Here is a 16,186-nt window from a genome sequence, read left to right as displayed (position 1 = left end):
ACTGAAAATGACAACTCAGGAAATGGCGCCCGACAGCGCCGTGATCGAACACAAGGGGGTCGGCGAGGAAAGCCTGGCCCCGCAGGAAGCCCGCATCATGGACCCTTGGTCCTACCTGTTCGCCTGGCTGGGTGGATGCGTCTCGATCGGGACCTTCACCGTCGGCTCGGGGCTGGTGGGGACGCTGAACCTGCTTCAGACCTTCGTGGCCATCACCATCGGCTGCACCGTGATCGGCGTGGCGCTGATGATCAACGGGCAGGCGGGCCACAAATACGGCATCCCCTTCATGGTGCAGGCCAGGTCCTCGTTCGGCTTCAGCGGCACGCGGATCCCGGCGCTGGTGCGCTCGGTCCCGGCGATCGTCTGGTACGGCTTTCAAAGCTGGATCGGCGCGGGGGCGCTGAACCTCGTGTCCGAAACGATGTTCGGCTATTCCAATATCTGGGCGTTCTTCATCGGCTTCCAGCTTCTGCAGATCGGCCTGTCGGTGTTCGGCTTCCACGGGATCAAGTGGCTGGAAAACATCGGCGCGGTCTTCATCATCGGCTCGTTGATCTACATGTTCTTCAGCGTCATCAACCGCTATGGCGCCGAGATCAGCGCCAATCTGATCAATGCCGAAGGCACCTGGGGCGCGCCCTTCTGGGGCGGCACGATGCTGTTTCTTGGCGTCTATTCGACGATGATGCTGAACGTGTCGGACTATTCGCGCGAATTGCAGCATCGCGTGGGACGGGTGCGGCAGGTGGTGATCTACGCGAACTCGATCCTGCCGGCGACGCTGTTCATGGGCCTGATCGGGCTGATGGTGTCCAGCGCGACCGGCGAGGTCGATCCGATCAAGGTCTTTTCCAGCGCCGTCGACAACAAGGTGCTGCTGGTCGTGACGCTGCTGTTCATCGCCTTCGCGCAGGTGACGACGAATATCCTCAACAACGTCGTCCCGCCCGCCTATGCGCTGATGGACGTGTTCAAGATCAACTTCAAGACCTCGGCGGTGATCGTCGGATTCCTGGCCTTCGCGACCTTCCCCTGGGAACTGGTCAAGGACGAATCGGCCGCGGGGCTGAGCCTGTTCATCCGCACCTATTCGGCCTTCCTGGGTCCGATCTTCGCGATCCTGGTGGTGGATTACTTCGTGCTGCGCAAGCAGGACCTGAACCTCGAGAAGCTCTATGATCCCGAAGGCCCCTACAAGGGCGTCAACATGGCCGCCGTCATCGCCATGGGGGTGGGCATCGTCTTCGCGCTGATCTTCTCGGGCATCTCGTGGTATGCGAGCCTCCTGCCCTCGGGGATCCTCTATTACCTGCTGATGAAGCACCTGCCCTCGGCGCAGCGCTTCCGGGAGAACTGAGCCATGACCATCACTGGACCCACCCGCCGCCTGGCGCTGGTCGCCGGTTGCACCCTTGGGCTCATGTCGGGACAGGCGCTGGCCCAGGACGCGGACCGGATCATCGTGCTGATCAACCCGAACTCGAACGAGGCTGCCACGCAATCCATGGCCGAACTGGCCCAGGACGAGGTCGGGGATGCCGCCAGCGTGGAGGGCCGCAGCAATACCGGCGCCCCCGCCCTGCTGACCACGCCCGAGGACATGGCCAATGCCGTCCCCGGCGTGGTCGCCGTCGGCACCGAGGCGGCATCGGACCCGCGCGTGGCGGCGCTGATCGTCTCGGCCTTCAGTGATCCCGGCCTACCGGAACTGCGCGAAGCGGTCGACATCCCGGTCTTCGGGATCGGCGAGGAGGTCTTTCACGAGGCCGCCCGCGACGGCCGCCCCTTCGGCATCGTGACGGTGACGCCGGACGAGGAACTGATCGAATCGTTCCGCCAGAAAGCCGTCGCGCTTGGCTACGAGGCGCAGTATCGCGGCGTGCGGGTCACGCCGGGCGATCCGACCGAACTTGTCCAGGATGCCGACCGGCTGGACGCCGCCCTGGCCGATGCCGTCAGGCAGTCGGTGAGCGAGGATGGCGCCGAAGCGGTCATCATGGGCGGCGGCCCGCTTTCGGCCTCCGCCATCCGGTTGCAGCCGCAATTCCAGCAACCCCTGGTGATCGCCGTTACCGCAGCCGCCCGCGCGGCGGTGCAGGAAATCGCCGCCCCGGACTGAACCGCCCGCGCAAGGCCACAGGCCGGCACAAGCTGCCCGCCACGAACCACCTTTGGTCCGTGGCGGGTTCATGCTGTCTGACAGATCCCGCGAAGGCGCATCTCCGGCATTGTCGTTGCGTGGGAAACCCTGCCGCCCACAGCCTCAAGAGGACGCCGGCGAATCCGAACGGCTCAGCCCGGCAGCATTCGGCGCCCCCGTCACAAGGGTCCCCAGACGGAATGCAGACCCCCCGTCTCAGGTCCTCGCCTCGGTTTTTCCCCGCAGCATCGCGCCGGCGCGGTCGAAGAAATCGACGCCGCCCATCTGCCCGCCCTTCAGCGCCATCGGCAGATCGCCTCCTGCGGTCCGGCCGCGCAGCACCGGGACGCCAGGACATAATGTCCCCGCATAGGCAAGCGACGCCGGAGCCAGCCGCCCGATGATGGCGCTGGAGCTGTCGCCCCCTGCCACGATCAACCCGCCGGGCCGGGACGTTTCGATCAACTCGGCGATGAAGGCCGCCGATGCCTCGGCAAGCTCTGCCGGTGAGAACGGCCCGGCATGATCGGCGGTCAGGAAAATCATGCAGTTCTCGTCCCGGGCAAGCCGTTCGGCCGCCCAATCACGGATGCCGGCGCATCTTGCGCCGCCGGCCAGCATGGCGACGGGATCGACCGGCAGCCGGGCGAAGCCCTGCGCGGCCGCGACCTGCGTGGTGGTCAGGGCCGAGCGGCTGCCGACGAAGGCAAGGACCGGGCCATTGTCGTCAAGCGGTGGGGGCGCCGCGACCCTGCCGCGAACCGACCGGGCGGCCAGCCAGCCTTCGGCCACCGAGGACGCACCCATGACGATGCACCGCCCGCCGGCGGCCATGAGATCGCGCCCGGCGGCCTCGATATCGGATTGCTCCAGCGCGTCGTAATAGCGCGGAAAGGCCCCGCCCCGCTGTCCGCGCGCCACGAGGGTCAACCCCTCAAGCCCCAGCGATGCCAGATGCCGCAGCATGTCGGCCTCGCGCATGGGTGTCACGGGATGGCCGGACATCACCGGATGACGGTCGATCCGGTGAACCGCGCCATCCGGCCCGCTGGCGAACAGCGTTCCGAACACGGCGTGGCGCCCAAGCGAGGGCTGCCCGCCGATCACGGCGATATTCGCGATGCCCAGCCCATCCGCAAGCGTCCGGGCCAGAAGGGCGACATTGCCCGTCTCGGGGCTGCTGTCGAAGGTCGAGCAGATCTTGAGATGCAGGAACCGCGGCGCGAAAGCGGCAAGCCCTGCCGCGATATGCCGGGCAAGCGCGACGATCCCGTCCCGACCCAGCGAACGCGCATGGGTCGCGATCCCCCAGGCATCAAGCCCCGCAACCTCTGCGGCATCCGGCAGGTCGAGGAAAAGCCGCGCCTTCAGCCCCGCCCGCGCAAGCGTCGCCAGGGTGTCCGAGGCGCCGGTGAAGTCGTCCGCGACGAAGACATAGGCCACGGCGTCAGCCCTTCGCGCCGAATTTCGCCAGCGCCTCGGCCAGTTCCCTGCGGGTGCGGGCGAATTCGGGCAGCGGCACGTCCAGGGTGGCGGCCTCATGGGCCTGCCGCAGGCTGGCCAGCCCGGCCGCCGGCCCCGAGGGATGGGCCATAATCCCACCGCCCGACAGGAACATCAGATCATCCGAACCGACCTGCGCCAGCGTGTGAGGCAGGGTGCCCGCCCATTGTCCCGAGGAAAAGACCGGCATCACCCGGTCCTCCCCTGCCCCCATCGGCGCCAGGCAATGCCGCGCGGCCTCGGTCACGTCCTCGTCCAGGTCCGAGAACTTGCCGCCCATGCCATGGACATGCATGTGGTCGATCCCGGCCAGCCGGTAAAGCGCCTGATAGGCGCGCACGCCAAGACCCAGCAGCGGGTGTCGGCCCATGCCGCCAAAGCCGTTGCGATGGCCGTGGATCGCCAGGGGCGTGTGGCGGCGAAGGCTCTGCACCGCCGAAAGCCCCGCCCAGTTCAGCGAAACCATCGCGCAGGTCCCTTCTTCGGCGGCAAGCAGATCGGCATGACGGCGCATGGCGTCGGTATCGTCGGTGATGTTGAAGGCAACCATCACCAGCTTGCCGGTCCGGTCGCGATGGCGGCGCACAGGGTCCATGACGGCGCGGATGCGCGCATCCACCGGCGCATGGGGATGCGTGCCCGCGATCTCGTCATCCTTGACGAAATCCGCCCCCGCCTCGCAAAGGCGCGCGACCAGATCGGCGATTTCCTGCGGCGACAACCCGATATTGGGCTTGATGATCGTGCCGAACAGCGGCCGCCCCCGCACCGAGGCCGAGGCGCGCGTCCCCGCGATGCCCACCCGCGGCAGGTCGTAGCGGTCGCGATATTCGGGCGTTAGCTGAATGTCGGTCAGCTTCAGCCCCGTCACCTCGCCCAGGTCAAAGAGATTGCCGGCGACGACCGAGGCCAGCACGGGCAGGTTCACCCCGACATTCTCCTCGGGATAGCCGATCACCACGCGGTAGATGCCGCGCGGGCCGGTCAGCCCCCTGCGCTCGGCCCAGGCCGAACGCAGCGAGGGGCTCTCGGACCGGCCGATTTCCTCGGTGGCGATCACCTTCGCCCCGAAACGCGCGCGCAAGGCGTCGCTTTCGCCCTCGACCCGGACGAAGGTGCCCGCGCTCTGTTCGCCCGCCATCATCGCCGCGACTTCGGCGATGGGACAGGGTGTTTCCACGATATAGGTTGCGCGGATCATCGGCTCAGATCTTCGTCAGGTCGGGGAAAGGGCGAACGCGGTCCCGACCGTCCCAGCCCTGGGCGGCATCGCGGATCATGTCGAACATGCGCCCCTTGGGACCCTTCACCTCGGAAAGCTCGATACAGGTGCCGGGATGGGCCTCGCGGTCGAAATAGGCGAACCGGCCGTTCTCGCCGACCTGGCCGGACATCTTCACGCGAAAGCCCTCTGCCTCCATCAGCGCCAGATCGCGGTCATACTCCTCGGTCCAGTAGGCGGTATGCTGAAGGCCCCAGTTCCCCGCCTCGACGAATTCCCTGTAGCAGGAGGGCACGTCGTTCCGGCACTGGATCAGTTCGACCTGGACATAGCCGGAATTGGCCAGCGCGACCGAGTTGTGCGGCTCGTATCGGCTGCCCTCGAAGGTATATTCCGCGATCGGCACGCGGGGATTGTAGAAGAAGGGGCCGACGCCCATCACCTCGGACCAGTGTCTCATGGCGTCCTCGATATCGGGAACGACGAAACCAAGCTGGCGGATCGGGCCTAGAATACGGCTCATGGGTTACTCCATCAGGTAGTTGGGCAGCCAGGCGCTGAGACCCGGAAAGAATGTGACCAGCGCAAGCGCCACGAACAGCGGCAGGAAGAAGGGCGCCACGCCGCGCACCACCTCGGCGAAGGGCATCCTGCCGGCGATCGACATCATGTAGAGGCTCATCCCCACCGGCGGCGTCAGCAGCCCGATCATCAGGTTCAGCACCATGACGACGCCGATCTGTTCGGCCGGCGCCCCGGCCTGCAACAGCGCCGGCGTCACGATCGGCGCGATGATCAGGATGGCGGCGATGCTTTCCAGGAACATTCCCGCGACCAGCAGCACCAGGTTGAGGATCAGCAGCAGCACCAGCGGATCGTCCGAGATGCCCAGAAGCCACGCCCCCGCCCTGGCCGGGATCTGGTCCATCGTCAGCACCCAGGCAAAGACCGCCGCAGCCGCCACCACGAAAAGGATGTTCGCCGTGGCCAGGACCGTCTCGCGCGTCGCATCCAGCAGGGCGCGCAAGGTCAGGCTGCGATAGATCAGAAAGCCGATCAGGATCGCATAGGCCACCGTTATCCCCGCCGCTTCGGTCGGCCCGAACAGCCCCGACAGCAGGCCCCCGATCAGCAGCACCGGGGTCAGCAGCGCGGGAAACGAGATCACCGCCAGCCTGGCGAAGGCCGGCAGGGTCGGCGCGACATCGTCACGCGGCAGGTTCTGGCGCCGCGCGATCAGGGCGATGTAGCCCATCAGCATGGCCGTGATGATGATGGCCGGCACGATCCCGGCCAGCAGCAGCTTGACCGCCGAGACCTCGGCCGCGGTGGCGAAGATGATCAGCGGAATCGAGGGCGGAAAGATCGGCCCGATGGTTGCCGCGGCGATGGACAACCCGGCGGCGAAGCGGCGGGTATAGCCCTGCGCGACCATCTCGCGCACCTGCATGGCGCCCATGGCACCGATATCGGCAAGGGCCGCGCCGGACATGCCTGCGAAAACCAGCGAAAGCAGCACGTTGACATGGGCCATGCCGCCGCGCACCCGCCCGACGATCATCCGCACCAGATCGAACATGTAGCGCGTGACGCCGGTGGCGGTCAGCAGCCCGGCGGCAAGGATGAACATCGGCACCGCCAGCAGGGGCGCGCTGTCGATCGAATTGACGGCGCGTTGCAGCAGCACGGAAAGCGGCAGATCGTGCCAGAATATCGTGATCCCCGCCGAAAGCCCCAATGCGACCGAGATCGGCGCCCCGATCACCAGAAGGACGGCAAAGGCGATCAGAAGTGTCAGCGTCATGCCGCGCCCCTTTCGGATCTGAGCAGCGACCGGATGCGCCACGCCGCCATGACAACCAGCAGCGCAAGGCAGATCAGGACCGGGCCATAGAGCCAAATGTTCTGCACCCCCAATGCGGGCGTGCGGAAGCGCCAGGCGCGCAGCAGATAGAGATAGCCGCCCCAGATGCTCAGCCCCGCGAAAGCGATGATCGAAAGCTCGGCCAGGATCAGGCACAGCCTGCGCGGCAAGGCGGGCAGCAGGTTCACGAAGACATCGACCGCGACGTGATGCCCCCTCAGCGCCAGCACCGGCGCGGTCAGGTAGACGCAAAGGACCCCGGCCAGCCGCGAGAGTTCCTCGGCGCGCGGCAGGCCCATGTTCCAGAAATTCCGCGCCGCGATCTGCGCCACGATCAGGGCGACGATCAGCAGCATCAGGCCGGTGGCGATGGCCAGAAGGCACGTCGCGGCCATTTCCAGCAGCCTTGGCGCGGGCGCCGGTTCGGGAAGTGCATCGATCTCGGACATGTCAGGAGATCGCAGCGACCTGCGCGTAGAATTCGCCATACCGGCTGTCGAATTCCGTCGCGATACGGGCCTGGACGCTTTCGCGGAAGGCATTCAGGTCCAGATCGCCGCTTTCGTCGATGACGGTCATCCCGCGTCCGCGCAGCGCCTCCAGGTCGGATGCCTCGGACTCCTGCATCTCGGTCGAGGCGCGGGCGCGGGTTTCGGCCGCCGCCTGGGTGATGGCCTCTTTCTGGGCATCGGGCAGGCGCTGCCAGACATCGTCGTTCATCATCACCATCTGCGCCGCCGAGGTATGGCCGGTCAGGATCAGGTGCGACTGAACATCGGCCAGATTGGCGGTCAGGATGACGTTCAGCGGGTTTTCCTGCCCCTGAACGACGCCCGTGGCCAGCGCCGTCGGCACTTCGGACCAGTCGACCGGGACAGGCACCGCCCCCAACCCCTCGACCGTCGCCATGTAGATCGGAAAGGGAATGGCACGGATGCGCTGGCCGGCCAGGTCCGCGGGCTTCAGGACCGGCCTGTTCACGGTCAGCTGGCGGGTGCCGAAATAGAAGCCATAGATCACCCGCGTGCCCGACGCCGCGATCAACCCCTCGTTCAGCGGCTGCATCACGGGACCATCGGCATCGGTCACGGCCAGCAGGTGAGCGACATCGCGATAGAGGTAGGGCGTATCGAAAGCCGCGAAGGGTTCGTAGAGCGAACCGATGGCGCCGGCGGTATTGTGTGAAAAGGCGATGGCGCCGGTCGAGACCGCCTCGGCCAGTTCCTGCAGCTTCCCCAGCTGCGAATTCGGGAAGATCTGGATACGGATCCCGCCATCGGACTTTTCGGCAACCGCCTCGGCAAACCATTCCGCCTGCGCCCCGGCAATCGAGTTCGGGGTATGCATATGGCCATAGCGCAGGGTCGTAGCGGCCATCGCCCCCCTGCCCAGCCAGGGCGTCGCCAGCGCGGCGGCACCGGCGATCATCAGGCCGCGCCGCGACATACGGATCGAATTCGTCATGTTCTCCTCCCGAGGGCTGTCTCTGCGGAGAGGCTCCCTGTCTCAGCGCATTGACAGAAAGGCTAGAGAATGCGCATAGCATCGACAACGACAGTTTTTTGATGGGTTTTGATGGATCTCAAGCGCGCCTCCCGCTTTGGCATCCGCGACATCGCCCGGGCGGCCGGCGTGTCCGAGGCGACCGTGGATCGGGTGCTGCACGGCCGCCCGAATGTCAGGCGCTCCACCGCCGAGCGGGTGCTGGCGGTCGCGGCCGAGCATCGCTATCTGCCCGAGGCCGAGCTTGCCAAGGTGAGGCGGCGCGACCGGCTGCGGATGGTGGTGGTTCTGCCGGGCGGCGCGAATTCCTATATTCGCGGCCTGAACGAAGAGCTGCGCATCTGGGCGCAATCCCGCGATCGCGGCGCGCGTATCCAGAGCTTTCTGACCGACTCGATGGGTCCCGAGGAAATGGCCCGCTGCCTGCGCCGTCTGGGCCGCAAGGCCGACGCCGTGGCCTTCTTCGGGGTCGATCATCCGATGGTCCGCGACGAAGCCAATGCGCTGGTCGATGCGGGCAAGACGGTGATGACGCTGATCAGCGATGTCACGGGCTGCCGCCGGCAGGCCTATATCGGCATCGACAATCTGGCGGCAGGCAGGACCGCCGCCTTCCTGATGGCCCGCGCCGCGCCGCCGGGCGGCGGCAAGCTCGCCATCGTTGCCGCGACGCGCCATTATCGGGCGCATGTCGAACGCGAATTGGGGTTTCAGGAACTGATCCAGAAAGATTGGCCGAACCTGCAATTCGCCGGAACGGTCGAGGGCCAGGACGATCCCCACATCAATGCGCGGCTGACGGCGGAACTGCTGGAAAGAACGCCGGACCTGATCGGGATCTACAATGTCGGCGGGGCCTCGGAAGGGATCGGGGCCGAGTTGCGGCGGCGCGGGAAGGCCGGCCAAGTCCAGCTGATCGGCCACGGGCTCAGTCCGGGCACGAGGCAGATGCTGGCCGACGGGATCATGAGCGCGGTCCTGACCCAACGCAGCCAGTCCCTGCTGGAGGTCATGGTCGACCAGTTGCACGCCGTCGCGGCACCGCCCTTCCTGCCGTTGCAGTTCATCTTTCCGACCAACCTGCCCTGACGGCGCCACAGGGGCCGGCGGTGCCCAGGCTTCTCGGTCAGGCCCCATGAATCGGGTCGAGCGGCCAGAGGCGGCACCAATCCAAGCCGGTCAAATCCCGGATGGCGTTCGGCGTCGGTTCCGCTTCTGGGCGCGTAACCGATGAGGCGTTCTGCGCGGTGCCGCTCTTTCAACCGTCCCGTTGGATCGAACGCAGCAATATTCGCGTCGATGGGGCACCCAAGCGGCAAGAGGGCTGCGGCGGATCCCTGCGGGCTGCCGCGCGGCTTCGACGACAGGACGGGCCTGCTGCCGGGCGGGTTCGGCTTGCGCTTACGATACCGCGCCGACCTGCGCGCCGACAAGCGCGGCCATCTCCTGCTCGTCCAGGGTTTCCTTTTCCAGCAGGCGGCGGGCGGTGCGTTCCAGAAGATCGCGGCGCTCCTCCAGCAGGGCGACGGTCCGCCGGAAGGTCTCGTCCACGATGCGGCGCACTTCCTCGTCCACGGTGGCGGCGGTCTCGTCGGAATAGGCGCGCTCCTGCGGGCCATACCAGGGCTGGTCGGTCGCCAGGAAGGACCGCTGGTCGCGCTCCAGCGCGACATGGCCCAGCCGGTCGGACATGCCATAGCGGGTGACGATGGCGCGGGCGATGTCACTCACCTTGACCAGGTCGTCGGCGGCCCCGGTGGACAGGTGGCCGAAGACGACATGCTCGGCCGCGCGGCCGCCCAGAAGCACCGCCATCTTGTCGTGCAATTCCTCGCGCGTCATCAGGAAGCGGTCCTCGGTCGGGCGCTGGATGGTATAGCCCAGGGCCCCGATGCCGCGCGGGATGATCGAGACCTTGTGGACCGGATCGACGCCCGGCAGCGCCATGGCGACCAGGGCATGGCCCATCTCGTGATAGGCGACGATCTCGCGCTCGCGCGGGTTCAGCAGGCGGTTGCGCTTTTCCAGGCCGGCGACGATGCGTTCCACGGCATTGTTGAAATCCTCCATCGTCACGGCCTCGGCATTGCGCCGCGTGGCCAGCAGCGTCGCCTCGTTGACCAGGTTGGCCAGGTCCGCGCCGGTAAAGCCGGGGGTCAGGGCGGCGATCTTCTCGGGCTCGACATCGGGGCCCAGCCTGGCCTTCTTCAGATGCACCGCCAGGATCTGCACGCGGCCCGGCTTGTCGGGCCGGTCCACCAGCACCTGCCGGTCGAAGCGGCCCGCGCGCAGCAGCGCCGGGTCGAGGATCTCGGGCCGGTTCGTCGCCGCCAGCAGCACCAGCCCCGAGGACGGATCGAACCCGTCCAGTTCCACCAGAAGCTGGTTCAGCGTCTGCTCCTTCTCGTCATGGCCGCCCGACATGGGACCGATGCCGCGGGCGCGGCCAAGCGCGTCCAGCTCGTCGATGAAGATGATGGCCGGGGCCTTGGCGCGGGCCTGCTCGAACAGGTCGCGCACCCGCGCGGCGCCGACGCCCACGAACATCTCGACGAATTCCGAGCCCGAGATGGAAAAGAACGGCACCCCCGCCTCTCCCGCGACGGCGCGGGCCAGCAGGGTCTTGCCGGTGCCGGGCGGGCCGACCAGCAGGATGCCCTTGGGCATCCGCCCGCCCAGACGGCCGTAGCCCTGCGGGTCGCGCAGGAAATCGACGATCTCCTTCAGCTCGTCCTTGGCCTCGTCCACGCCGGCCACGTCCTCGAAGGTGACGCCGGTGTCGGACTGGACATAGACCCTGGCCTTGGACTTGCCGATCTGCATCAGCCCGCCGCCCATGCCCGCGCCCATGCGCCGGATCACGAAGATCCAGATGCCGACGATCAACAGGACCGGCACCACCCAGGACAGAAGGTCGCGCAGGAAGGTGCTTTCGATCTGGCCGGTGACGGTGACGCCATGTTCCTGGAGCTGGCGCGCCAGGTCGGGCTCGACGCGGGTGGTGACGAACATCGGCCGGCCGTCGACGGGCTCGGTGAAGCGGCCCTGGATGAAGCGGTCGGAAACCGAGACCTCGGCGATCCGGCCGTCGCGCAGATAGGTCTCGAACTGGCTGTAGGGGATCTGGGCGACCTGGTTGGCGGTGGTGAAGAAATACTGGAACAGCGCCAGGACGAAGAAGGCGGCCAGCCAATACCAGATGTTGAATTGCGTCTTGCGGTTCATGTCCATCCCGGTTCACCTCGCGACCATGAAGATGCGGCGGCCGTCGCGGATCAGCTCCAGCGCCGCGATGGGGCGGCCGCCCGCGACCATCTCGCGCAGATCGGCGACCGAGGCGACGCGCAGCCGGTTCGCCGCGACGATCATGTCGCCGCGCCTCAGGCCGGCCGATGCGGCAAGGCTGTCGGGCTCGACGCTTTCGACCATGATCCCGGCGGCGCCGGCCCGGCGCGCCTCCGCGCGCGAGGCGTCGCGCAGCCGGGCGCCATCCAGCGGCGTGCCGGCGAAATCCCCCGACGATGCCGCCTCGACGGTCATGGTCAGGCCGATCTCCTGCGCGCTTCCCGCGCGCCGGACCGTCAGCTGGACCGGACTGCCGACGGGGGTCAGGCCCAGCCGGTTGCGCAGATGCGTGGCGCCCTGCACCGGGGCGCCGTCGATGGCGGTCACCACGTCGCCCGCCTTCAGCCCGGCCTTGTCGGCGGGCGAGTCCGGCTCGACATTCGCGATCACCGCGCCATGCACGCCGCCCAGCTCCAGCGCCTCGGCCAGGTCGGGCGTCAGGTCGTGCATCCCGATCCCCAGCCTGCCGCGCCGCACCTCGCCATGCTGGATCAGCTGCTGCATCACGGCGACGGCCATGTTGCTGGGCACCGCGAAGCCGATGCCGATATTGCCGCCGGCCGGGGTCAGGATGGCGGTGTTGATGCCGACCAGCCTGCCGTCCAGCGTCACCAGCGCGCCGCCCGAATTGCCCGGATTGATCGAGGCGTCGGTCTGGATGAAATCCTCGTAGCCCTCGCGGCTGATGCCGCTGCGCCCCAGCGCGCTGACGATCCCTGAGGTCACCGTCTGGCCCAGGCCGAAGGGATTGCCGATGGCGGCGACGAAATCGCCGACCTGCAGGCGGTCGGAATCGCCGATCTCCAGCGCGGTCAGGCCCTCGGCCTCGATCCGCAGCAGGGCGATTTCCGTGGCCTGGTCGGCGCCGACAAGCCGGGCCTGCAACTGGCGCCCGTCCTTCAGCGTGACGCTGATCGCACTGGCCTCGGCGACGACATGGTGATTGGTCAGCACATAGCCGTTTTCGGCATCGACGATCACGCCGGAGCCGGCGCTCATCTGCCGCCGCATCGGCGGGTCGCGAAGATCGAAGAAGCGCCGGAAATAGGGGTCGTTGTAAAGCGGGTTCGAGATCGCGGGCGTCTCGGAGACCACCGCGATATTGACCACCGCCGGCGTCACCCGCGACAGCATCGGTGCGATGGTGGTCACGCCGCCATCCTGGGGCAGGGGCTGGGCGATGGCCGGGGGCGGGGCAAGGGCAAGGCATGTGCAAAGCGCGATGACGGCCGGCCGCAGTCCGGGAAGTTTCGTCAGCATCGGCAACCTCCTTTGCCGGCGAATCCTAGCCCCCTTTCCCGCCCCCGACCAGACAGCGGGGCCGGAAAACCGCCCGGCAATTCAGGCCCCTTCCGGCCGGGCCGAGGACGGCAGCTGGCAGGCCAGCCCCTGCCCCTGCGCATAGCGGATCGCGTCCTCGAGCGTCGGGAAATCCAGCCCCACCTGGGGCAGCGTGTCGCTGCCGCCGGTCCAGCCCATCAGCGGCTCGATGAAGGGCGGGCTGCGGCGCTCGAAGACAAGGCGCCAGCCCTTCGCGCGCGCCCGGCCCGAAGTCATGGCCGAGCGGGACGGGCGGCAGATGCGGGCCACCGCGTCATCCGGCAGGGCCGAGCGGGTGGCGACATGCCGGCCGCGATTCGACGGCCAGCCCGGCGGCGCGGATATGCGGGTGTCGTCTGCCTGACCGACGATCTCCATTGCCTGGTCCCTCCTTTCGAGGCCTTTCGAGAGGGGGGGCGGCGGGTAACACCGCCCCGCCGGTTCAGCTCTTGATGGCGATGCGCCTGACCTGCGACTGCGCCTTTTCGGTCTTGGGCAGGGTCACGGTCAGCACACCGTTCCTGAAACGCGCATCGACCTCGTCTTCCCGGACCTCGGCGCCAAGCGGGATGCGGCGCTCGAAACGGCCGTAATAGCGTTCCGAGAACTGCCGGTCCCGGTCCTCGACCTCCGAGCGTTTCTCGCCCTTCAGGGTCAGCACGCCGTCGTTCAGCAGCAGTTCGATATCCTGCTCCTCAAGGCCCGGCACCTCGGCGGTCACGGTGATCTCCTTCTCGCTGTCGGAGATCTCGACGCTCGGCCAGCCGCCACCGAAGGCGGGGACCGCCCCGACCGAGGGCAGGGCAAAGCCGCGGAAGACGTCGTCGATCAGCCGGTTCACCTCGCGATGCAGCGACAGGAAGGGGTCGCGGTCGCCCTCGCGGAAGGGGGTGGGAAGCTGGTTCTCGCCCCGGCTCCAGGGGATCAGATCACGGACATTCATGGTTTTCCTCCTTCAACAGCTTGCCACCGGTGCCGGGCTGACCCCGGCACCGTCGGCGGATTGCGTGGGTGGAACGGCCTCAGGCGGCCTGCTGGTCGCCTTCGACCTGCTTCGCCCCGGCCTTGGGCAGGGTCCCGGCCGCCGCGATCTCGATCCGGCGCGGCTTCATCTCCTCGGGGATCTCGTGCCGCAGGTCGATCACCAGAAGCCCGTTCGCCAGGTCGGCGCCGGTCACCCTGACATGATCGGCCAGCTGGAAACGCCGCCGGAAGCTGCGCTCGGCAATGCCGCGATGCAGGTAATGGCCCTTGTCCTCGCCGACCTTCTGGCCCGTCACCATCAGCAGGTTCCGTTCCTGGGTGATGGCCAGTTCCTCGGGCGCGAAGCCCGCCACCGCCATGGTGATGCGATAGTCCTCATCGCCGGTCTTGGTGATGTCATAGGGCGGCCAGTTGTCGACGGTCTCGACCCGGCTTGCCGCTTCCAGCGCGTTCAGCATCCGGTCGAAACCGATGCTCGACCGGTAAAGGGGGGAAAAGTCGAAAGTGGTTCTCATAGCCACATCCTCCGTTTGAGCAACATGGGTACAAGTCTTTCGCCGTGGGACGCCGTTGCATCCGCCACGGCATGCCGGACCCGTCGAAGGCTTCCGGCGATTCAGGATCTAGGGCGGCAAAACGGCGGTTCAAGGGGTCGGCGCCGCCCCTTTTTCCGGCCCGCAAAGCCCCTATCTACCTAGGCAGGCCGCGAGAAAACCACAGGAGACAGCCATGCGACTTGAGGACATCAGGGCCATTCTGGGCCCGGCCGACGATACGCTGATCGCCCAGATCAACCGCACCGGGGCGACGGTCGGGGAACTGGCCGAGGCCTGGGGCTGGCTGAATGCCGACGAGGCGATGATCAACGAGGGCCGGCCCCTGCCCAAGGGCCGCGTCGCCGAGCTGGTCGCCATTCTCGAAGCCGCCGAGCCCGACCCCGAGGAATAGCCCCGCCCCTCAGTGCCGCCATCTTGGCGTCAGGAACAGGATCCTGGGCTCCTGCTCGGCCGTGCCGTCATCCTTCAGGGGCCGCTCCTCGACATGCGGGGTGCTGGCCTGCAGCACGTCCAGCATGTCGGGAAAGCCGTGCGCCACATCCGGCATCCCCGCGATCTCATAGGCGCTCTGGCCCAGCCCCGCGTAATGGACGATGCTGCCGCCCCGCCGCGTCAGCCGCGCAGCGAAGAAGGCGCAGGAAATCAGGCATTCGTCCCCGATCTGGCGCGATTCGCCCTGTCTCGCCCGCCGTTGCGCCGCATCCATCAGCCGGACCGTCAGCCGGTCGGGCGCGATGGGGCGGTGCATGTAGCGCGCCAGCGTCGAGGCCAGGTGGAACTCCAGCTCGGACGACAGGGCGACCTGGCTTTCGCGCATCCCCTCGATCACCAGATCACGCGCGGCAGAGAGATATGTGTCCGTCATGAAACCCTCGGCATCGGTCTGAACGAAACCATTCCATAAGGAAAGTTTGGCCCAGCCCCGCCACAGGTCAAGTCCCTTCATCAGCCCGAGGCCCCTGGAATCACACAACATTGCGTGCAATTTTCATGTTACTGGCAGCCGCCTGCTGCGAGTGCTGAAAATTTTTCGCACCACCCCTTGAAACCCGCGACCGGCGTGCCAATTCATCACACGCGCGATGCCATCCGGGTCGCGCGGGCCCCGTGCCGGTCGCCTGCCGGCGCGGAGGAACCTCTCGCAATCTGTTTGTCCATGAGGAGAACGATATGACGTTCCGTCCACTCCATGACCGTATTCTGGTCCGCCGCATCGATGCCGATGAAAAGACGGCGGGCGGGCTGATCATCCCCGACAGCGCCAAGGAAAAGCCGCAGGAAGGCGAAGTCCTGGCGGTCGGCTCTGGCGCGCGCAGCGAGAACGGCACGCTGACGCCGCTGGATGTGAAGCCCGGCGACCGCATCCTGTTCGGCAAATGGTCGGGCACCGAGATCCGGCTCGACGGCGAGGATCTGCTGATCATGAAGGAAAGCGACGTGATGGGGGTGATCGAGACCCCGGCGAGCGCGAAACAGGCCGCCTGACGGTCGCGATCCAACCGAAGACTCAGAAGGAGTGATTCAAATGGCAGCGAAAGAAGTGAAGTTCAGCACGGACGCGCGCGACCGGATGCTGAAGGGCGTGAACATCCTTGCGGATGCGGTCAAGGTGACGCTTGGTCCGAAGGGCCGCAACGTGGTGATCGACAAGTCCTTCGGCGCGCCGCGCATCACCAAGGACGGCGTCTCGGTCGCCAAGGAGATCGAGCTGGGCGACAAGTTCGAGAACATGGGCGCGCAGATGG

Annotated in this window: 18 protein-coding genes; 6 read left to right on the top strand and 12 right to left on the bottom strand. The window is 67.1% G+C overall.

Going from position 1 to position 16,186, the window contains the following annotated elements; translation table 11 throughout:
• Positions 1 to 7: 7 nt before the first annotated feature.
• Both C9E82_RS13765 and C9E82_RS13760 read left to right on the top strand, forming a co-directional pair.
• The gene (locus tag C9E82_RS13765) at positions 8 to 1,360 is read left to right on the top strand and encodes an NCS1 family transporter (protein ID WP_183154083.1); all 1,353 of its coding nucleotides are present in this window, start codon (positions 8 to 10) and stop codon (positions 1,358 to 1,360) included.
• Positions 1,361 to 1,363: 3 nt separating this feature from the next.
• Positions 1,364 to 2,122 carry an aspartate/glutamate racemase family protein gene (locus C9E82_RS13760; protein ID WP_119900337.1) on the top strand — a complete coding sequence of 253 codons (759 nt, stop codon included), beginning with the start codon at positions 1,364 to 1,366 and terminating at the stop codon, positions 2,120 to 2,122.
• 237 nt (positions 2,123 to 2,359) lie between these two features.
• Here C9E82_RS13760 and C9E82_RS13755 read toward each other — a convergent pair whose 3' ends face one another.
• The 6 genes from C9E82_RS13755 to C9E82_RS13730 are packed head-to-tail and all read right to left on the bottom strand — an operon-like array spanning position 2,360 to position 8,196.
• Complete coding sequence (locus C9E82_RS13755) at positions 2,360 to 3,586, bottom strand: four-carbon acid sugar kinase family protein (protein WP_119900336.1); 1,227 nt, start codon at positions 3,584 to 3,586, stop codon at positions 2,360 to 2,362.
• A gap of 4 nt (positions 3,587 to 3,590) precedes the next feature.
• Positions 3,591 to 4,847 carry a RuBisCO large subunit C-terminal-like domain-containing protein gene (locus C9E82_RS13750; protein ID WP_119900335.1) on the bottom strand — a complete coding sequence of 419 codons (1,257 nt, stop codon included), beginning with the start codon at positions 4,845 to 4,847 and terminating at the stop codon, positions 3,591 to 3,593.
• 4 nt (positions 4,848 to 4,851) lie between these two features.
• Complete coding sequence (locus C9E82_RS13745) at positions 4,852 to 5,391, bottom strand: VOC family protein (protein ID WP_119900334.1); 540 nt, start codon at positions 5,389 to 5,391, stop codon at positions 4,852 to 4,854.
• 3 nt (positions 5,392 to 5,394) lie between these two features.
• Positions 5,395 to 6,672, bottom strand: a complete 1,278-nt coding sequence (locus tag C9E82_RS13740; RefSeq protein ID WP_119900333.1) for a TRAP transporter large permease — start codon at positions 6,670 to 6,672, stop codon at positions 5,395 to 5,397.
• Positions 6,669 to 7,181 carry a TRAP transporter small permease gene (locus C9E82_RS13735; protein WP_119900332.1) on the bottom strand — a complete coding sequence of 171 codons (513 nt, stop codon included), beginning with the start codon at positions 7,179 to 7,181 and terminating at the stop codon, positions 6,669 to 6,671. Before C9E82_RS13735 ends, C9E82_RS13740 begins: the two co-directional genes overlap by 4 nt.
• Position 7,182: 1 nt before the next feature.
• On the bottom strand, positions 7,183 to 8,196 hold the full coding sequence (locus C9E82_RS13730) for a TRAP transporter substrate-binding protein (protein ID WP_119900331.1): 1,014 nt from the start codon (positions 8,194 to 8,196) through the stop codon (positions 7,183 to 7,185).
• A gap of 111 nt (positions 8,197 to 8,307) precedes the next feature.
• Here C9E82_RS13730 and C9E82_RS13725 point away from each other — a divergent pair, with 111 nt between their 5' ends.
• Positions 8,308 to 9,324, top strand: coding sequence for a LacI family DNA-binding transcriptional regulator (locus tag C9E82_RS13725; protein WP_119900330.1), 1,017 nt, complete (start codon positions 8,308 to 8,310; stop codon positions 9,322 to 9,324).
• A 312-nt stretch (positions 9,325 to 9,636) separates the two neighbouring features.
• On the opposite strand, the gene ftsH is transcribed toward C9E82_RS13725, so the two are convergent.
• The 5 genes from ftsH to C9E82_RS13700 all read right to left on the bottom strand — a co-directional run bounded on the left by ftsH (position 9,637) and on the right by C9E82_RS13700 (position 14,399).
• Complete coding sequence (gene ftsH / locus C9E82_RS13720) at positions 9,637 to 11,466, bottom strand: ATP-dependent zinc metalloprotease FtsH (protein WP_183154082.1); 1,830 nt, start codon at positions 11,464 to 11,466, stop codon at positions 9,637 to 9,639.
• Between the two features lie 6 nt (positions 11,467 to 11,472).
• Positions 11,473 to 12,840: a Do family serine endopeptidase gene (locus C9E82_RS13715; protein WP_122449305.1), complete on the bottom strand. Its 1,368-nt coding sequence runs from the start codon at positions 12,838 to 12,840 to the stop codon at positions 11,473 to 11,475.
• Positions 12,841 to 12,921: 81 nt separating this feature from the next.
• Positions 12,922 to 13,278 (bottom strand): NADH dehydrogenase ubiquinone Fe-S protein 4, encoded by a 357-nt coding sequence (locus C9E82_RS13710; protein WP_119901185.1) that lies wholly within the window; start codon positions 13,276 to 13,278, stop codon positions 12,922 to 12,924.
• A gap of 64 nt (positions 13,279 to 13,342) precedes the next feature.
• On the bottom strand, positions 13,343 to 13,843 hold the full coding sequence (locus C9E82_RS13705; protein WP_119901184.1) for an Hsp20/alpha crystallin family protein: 501 nt from the start codon (positions 13,841 to 13,843) through the stop codon (positions 13,343 to 13,345).
• Positions 13,844 to 13,922: 79 nt separating this feature from the next.
• Positions 13,923 to 14,399, bottom strand: coding sequence for an Hsp20 family protein (locus C9E82_RS13700; protein ID WP_119901183.1), 477 nt, complete (start codon positions 14,397 to 14,399; stop codon positions 13,923 to 13,925).
• 214 nt (positions 14,400 to 14,613) lie between these two features.
• On the opposite strand from C9E82_RS13700, the gene C9E82_RS13695 reads away from it, so the two are divergent.
• On the top strand, positions 14,614 to 14,832 hold the full coding sequence (locus tag C9E82_RS13695; RefSeq protein WP_119901182.1) for a hypothetical protein: 219 nt from the start codon (positions 14,614 to 14,616) through the stop codon (positions 14,830 to 14,832).
• Positions 14,833 to 14,841: 9 nt separating this feature from the next.
• Here C9E82_RS13695 and C9E82_RS13690 read toward each other — a convergent pair whose 3' ends face one another.
• Positions 14,842 to 15,306 (bottom strand): hypothetical protein, encoded by a 465-nt coding sequence (locus C9E82_RS13690; RefSeq protein ID WP_119901186.1) that lies wholly within the window; start codon positions 15,304 to 15,306, stop codon positions 14,842 to 14,844.
• A gap of 305 nt (positions 15,307 to 15,611) precedes the next feature.
• On the opposite strand from C9E82_RS13690, the gene C9E82_RS13685 reads away from it, so the two are divergent.
• Positions 15,612 to 15,926: a co-chaperone GroES gene (locus tag C9E82_RS13685; protein WP_119901181.1), complete on the top strand. Its 315-nt coding sequence runs from the start codon at positions 15,612 to 15,614 to the stop codon at positions 15,924 to 15,926.
• Positions 15,927 to 15,966: 40 nt separating this feature from the next.
• A partial coding sequence (locus C9E82_RS13680; protein ID WP_276312145.1) for a TCP-1/cpn60 chaperonin family protein occupies positions 15,967 to 16,186 on the top strand: 220 nt, incomplete at its 3' end.

The organism is Paracoccus sigandri (assembly GCF_003709565.1).
Lineage (GTDB): Bacteria > Pseudomonadota > Alphaproteobacteria > Rhodobacterales > Rhodobacteraceae > Paracoccus > Paracoccus siganidrum.
The sequence above is the reverse complement of the archived record's forward strand: the minus strand, read 5'-3'. Positions and strand labels throughout refer to the sequence as shown.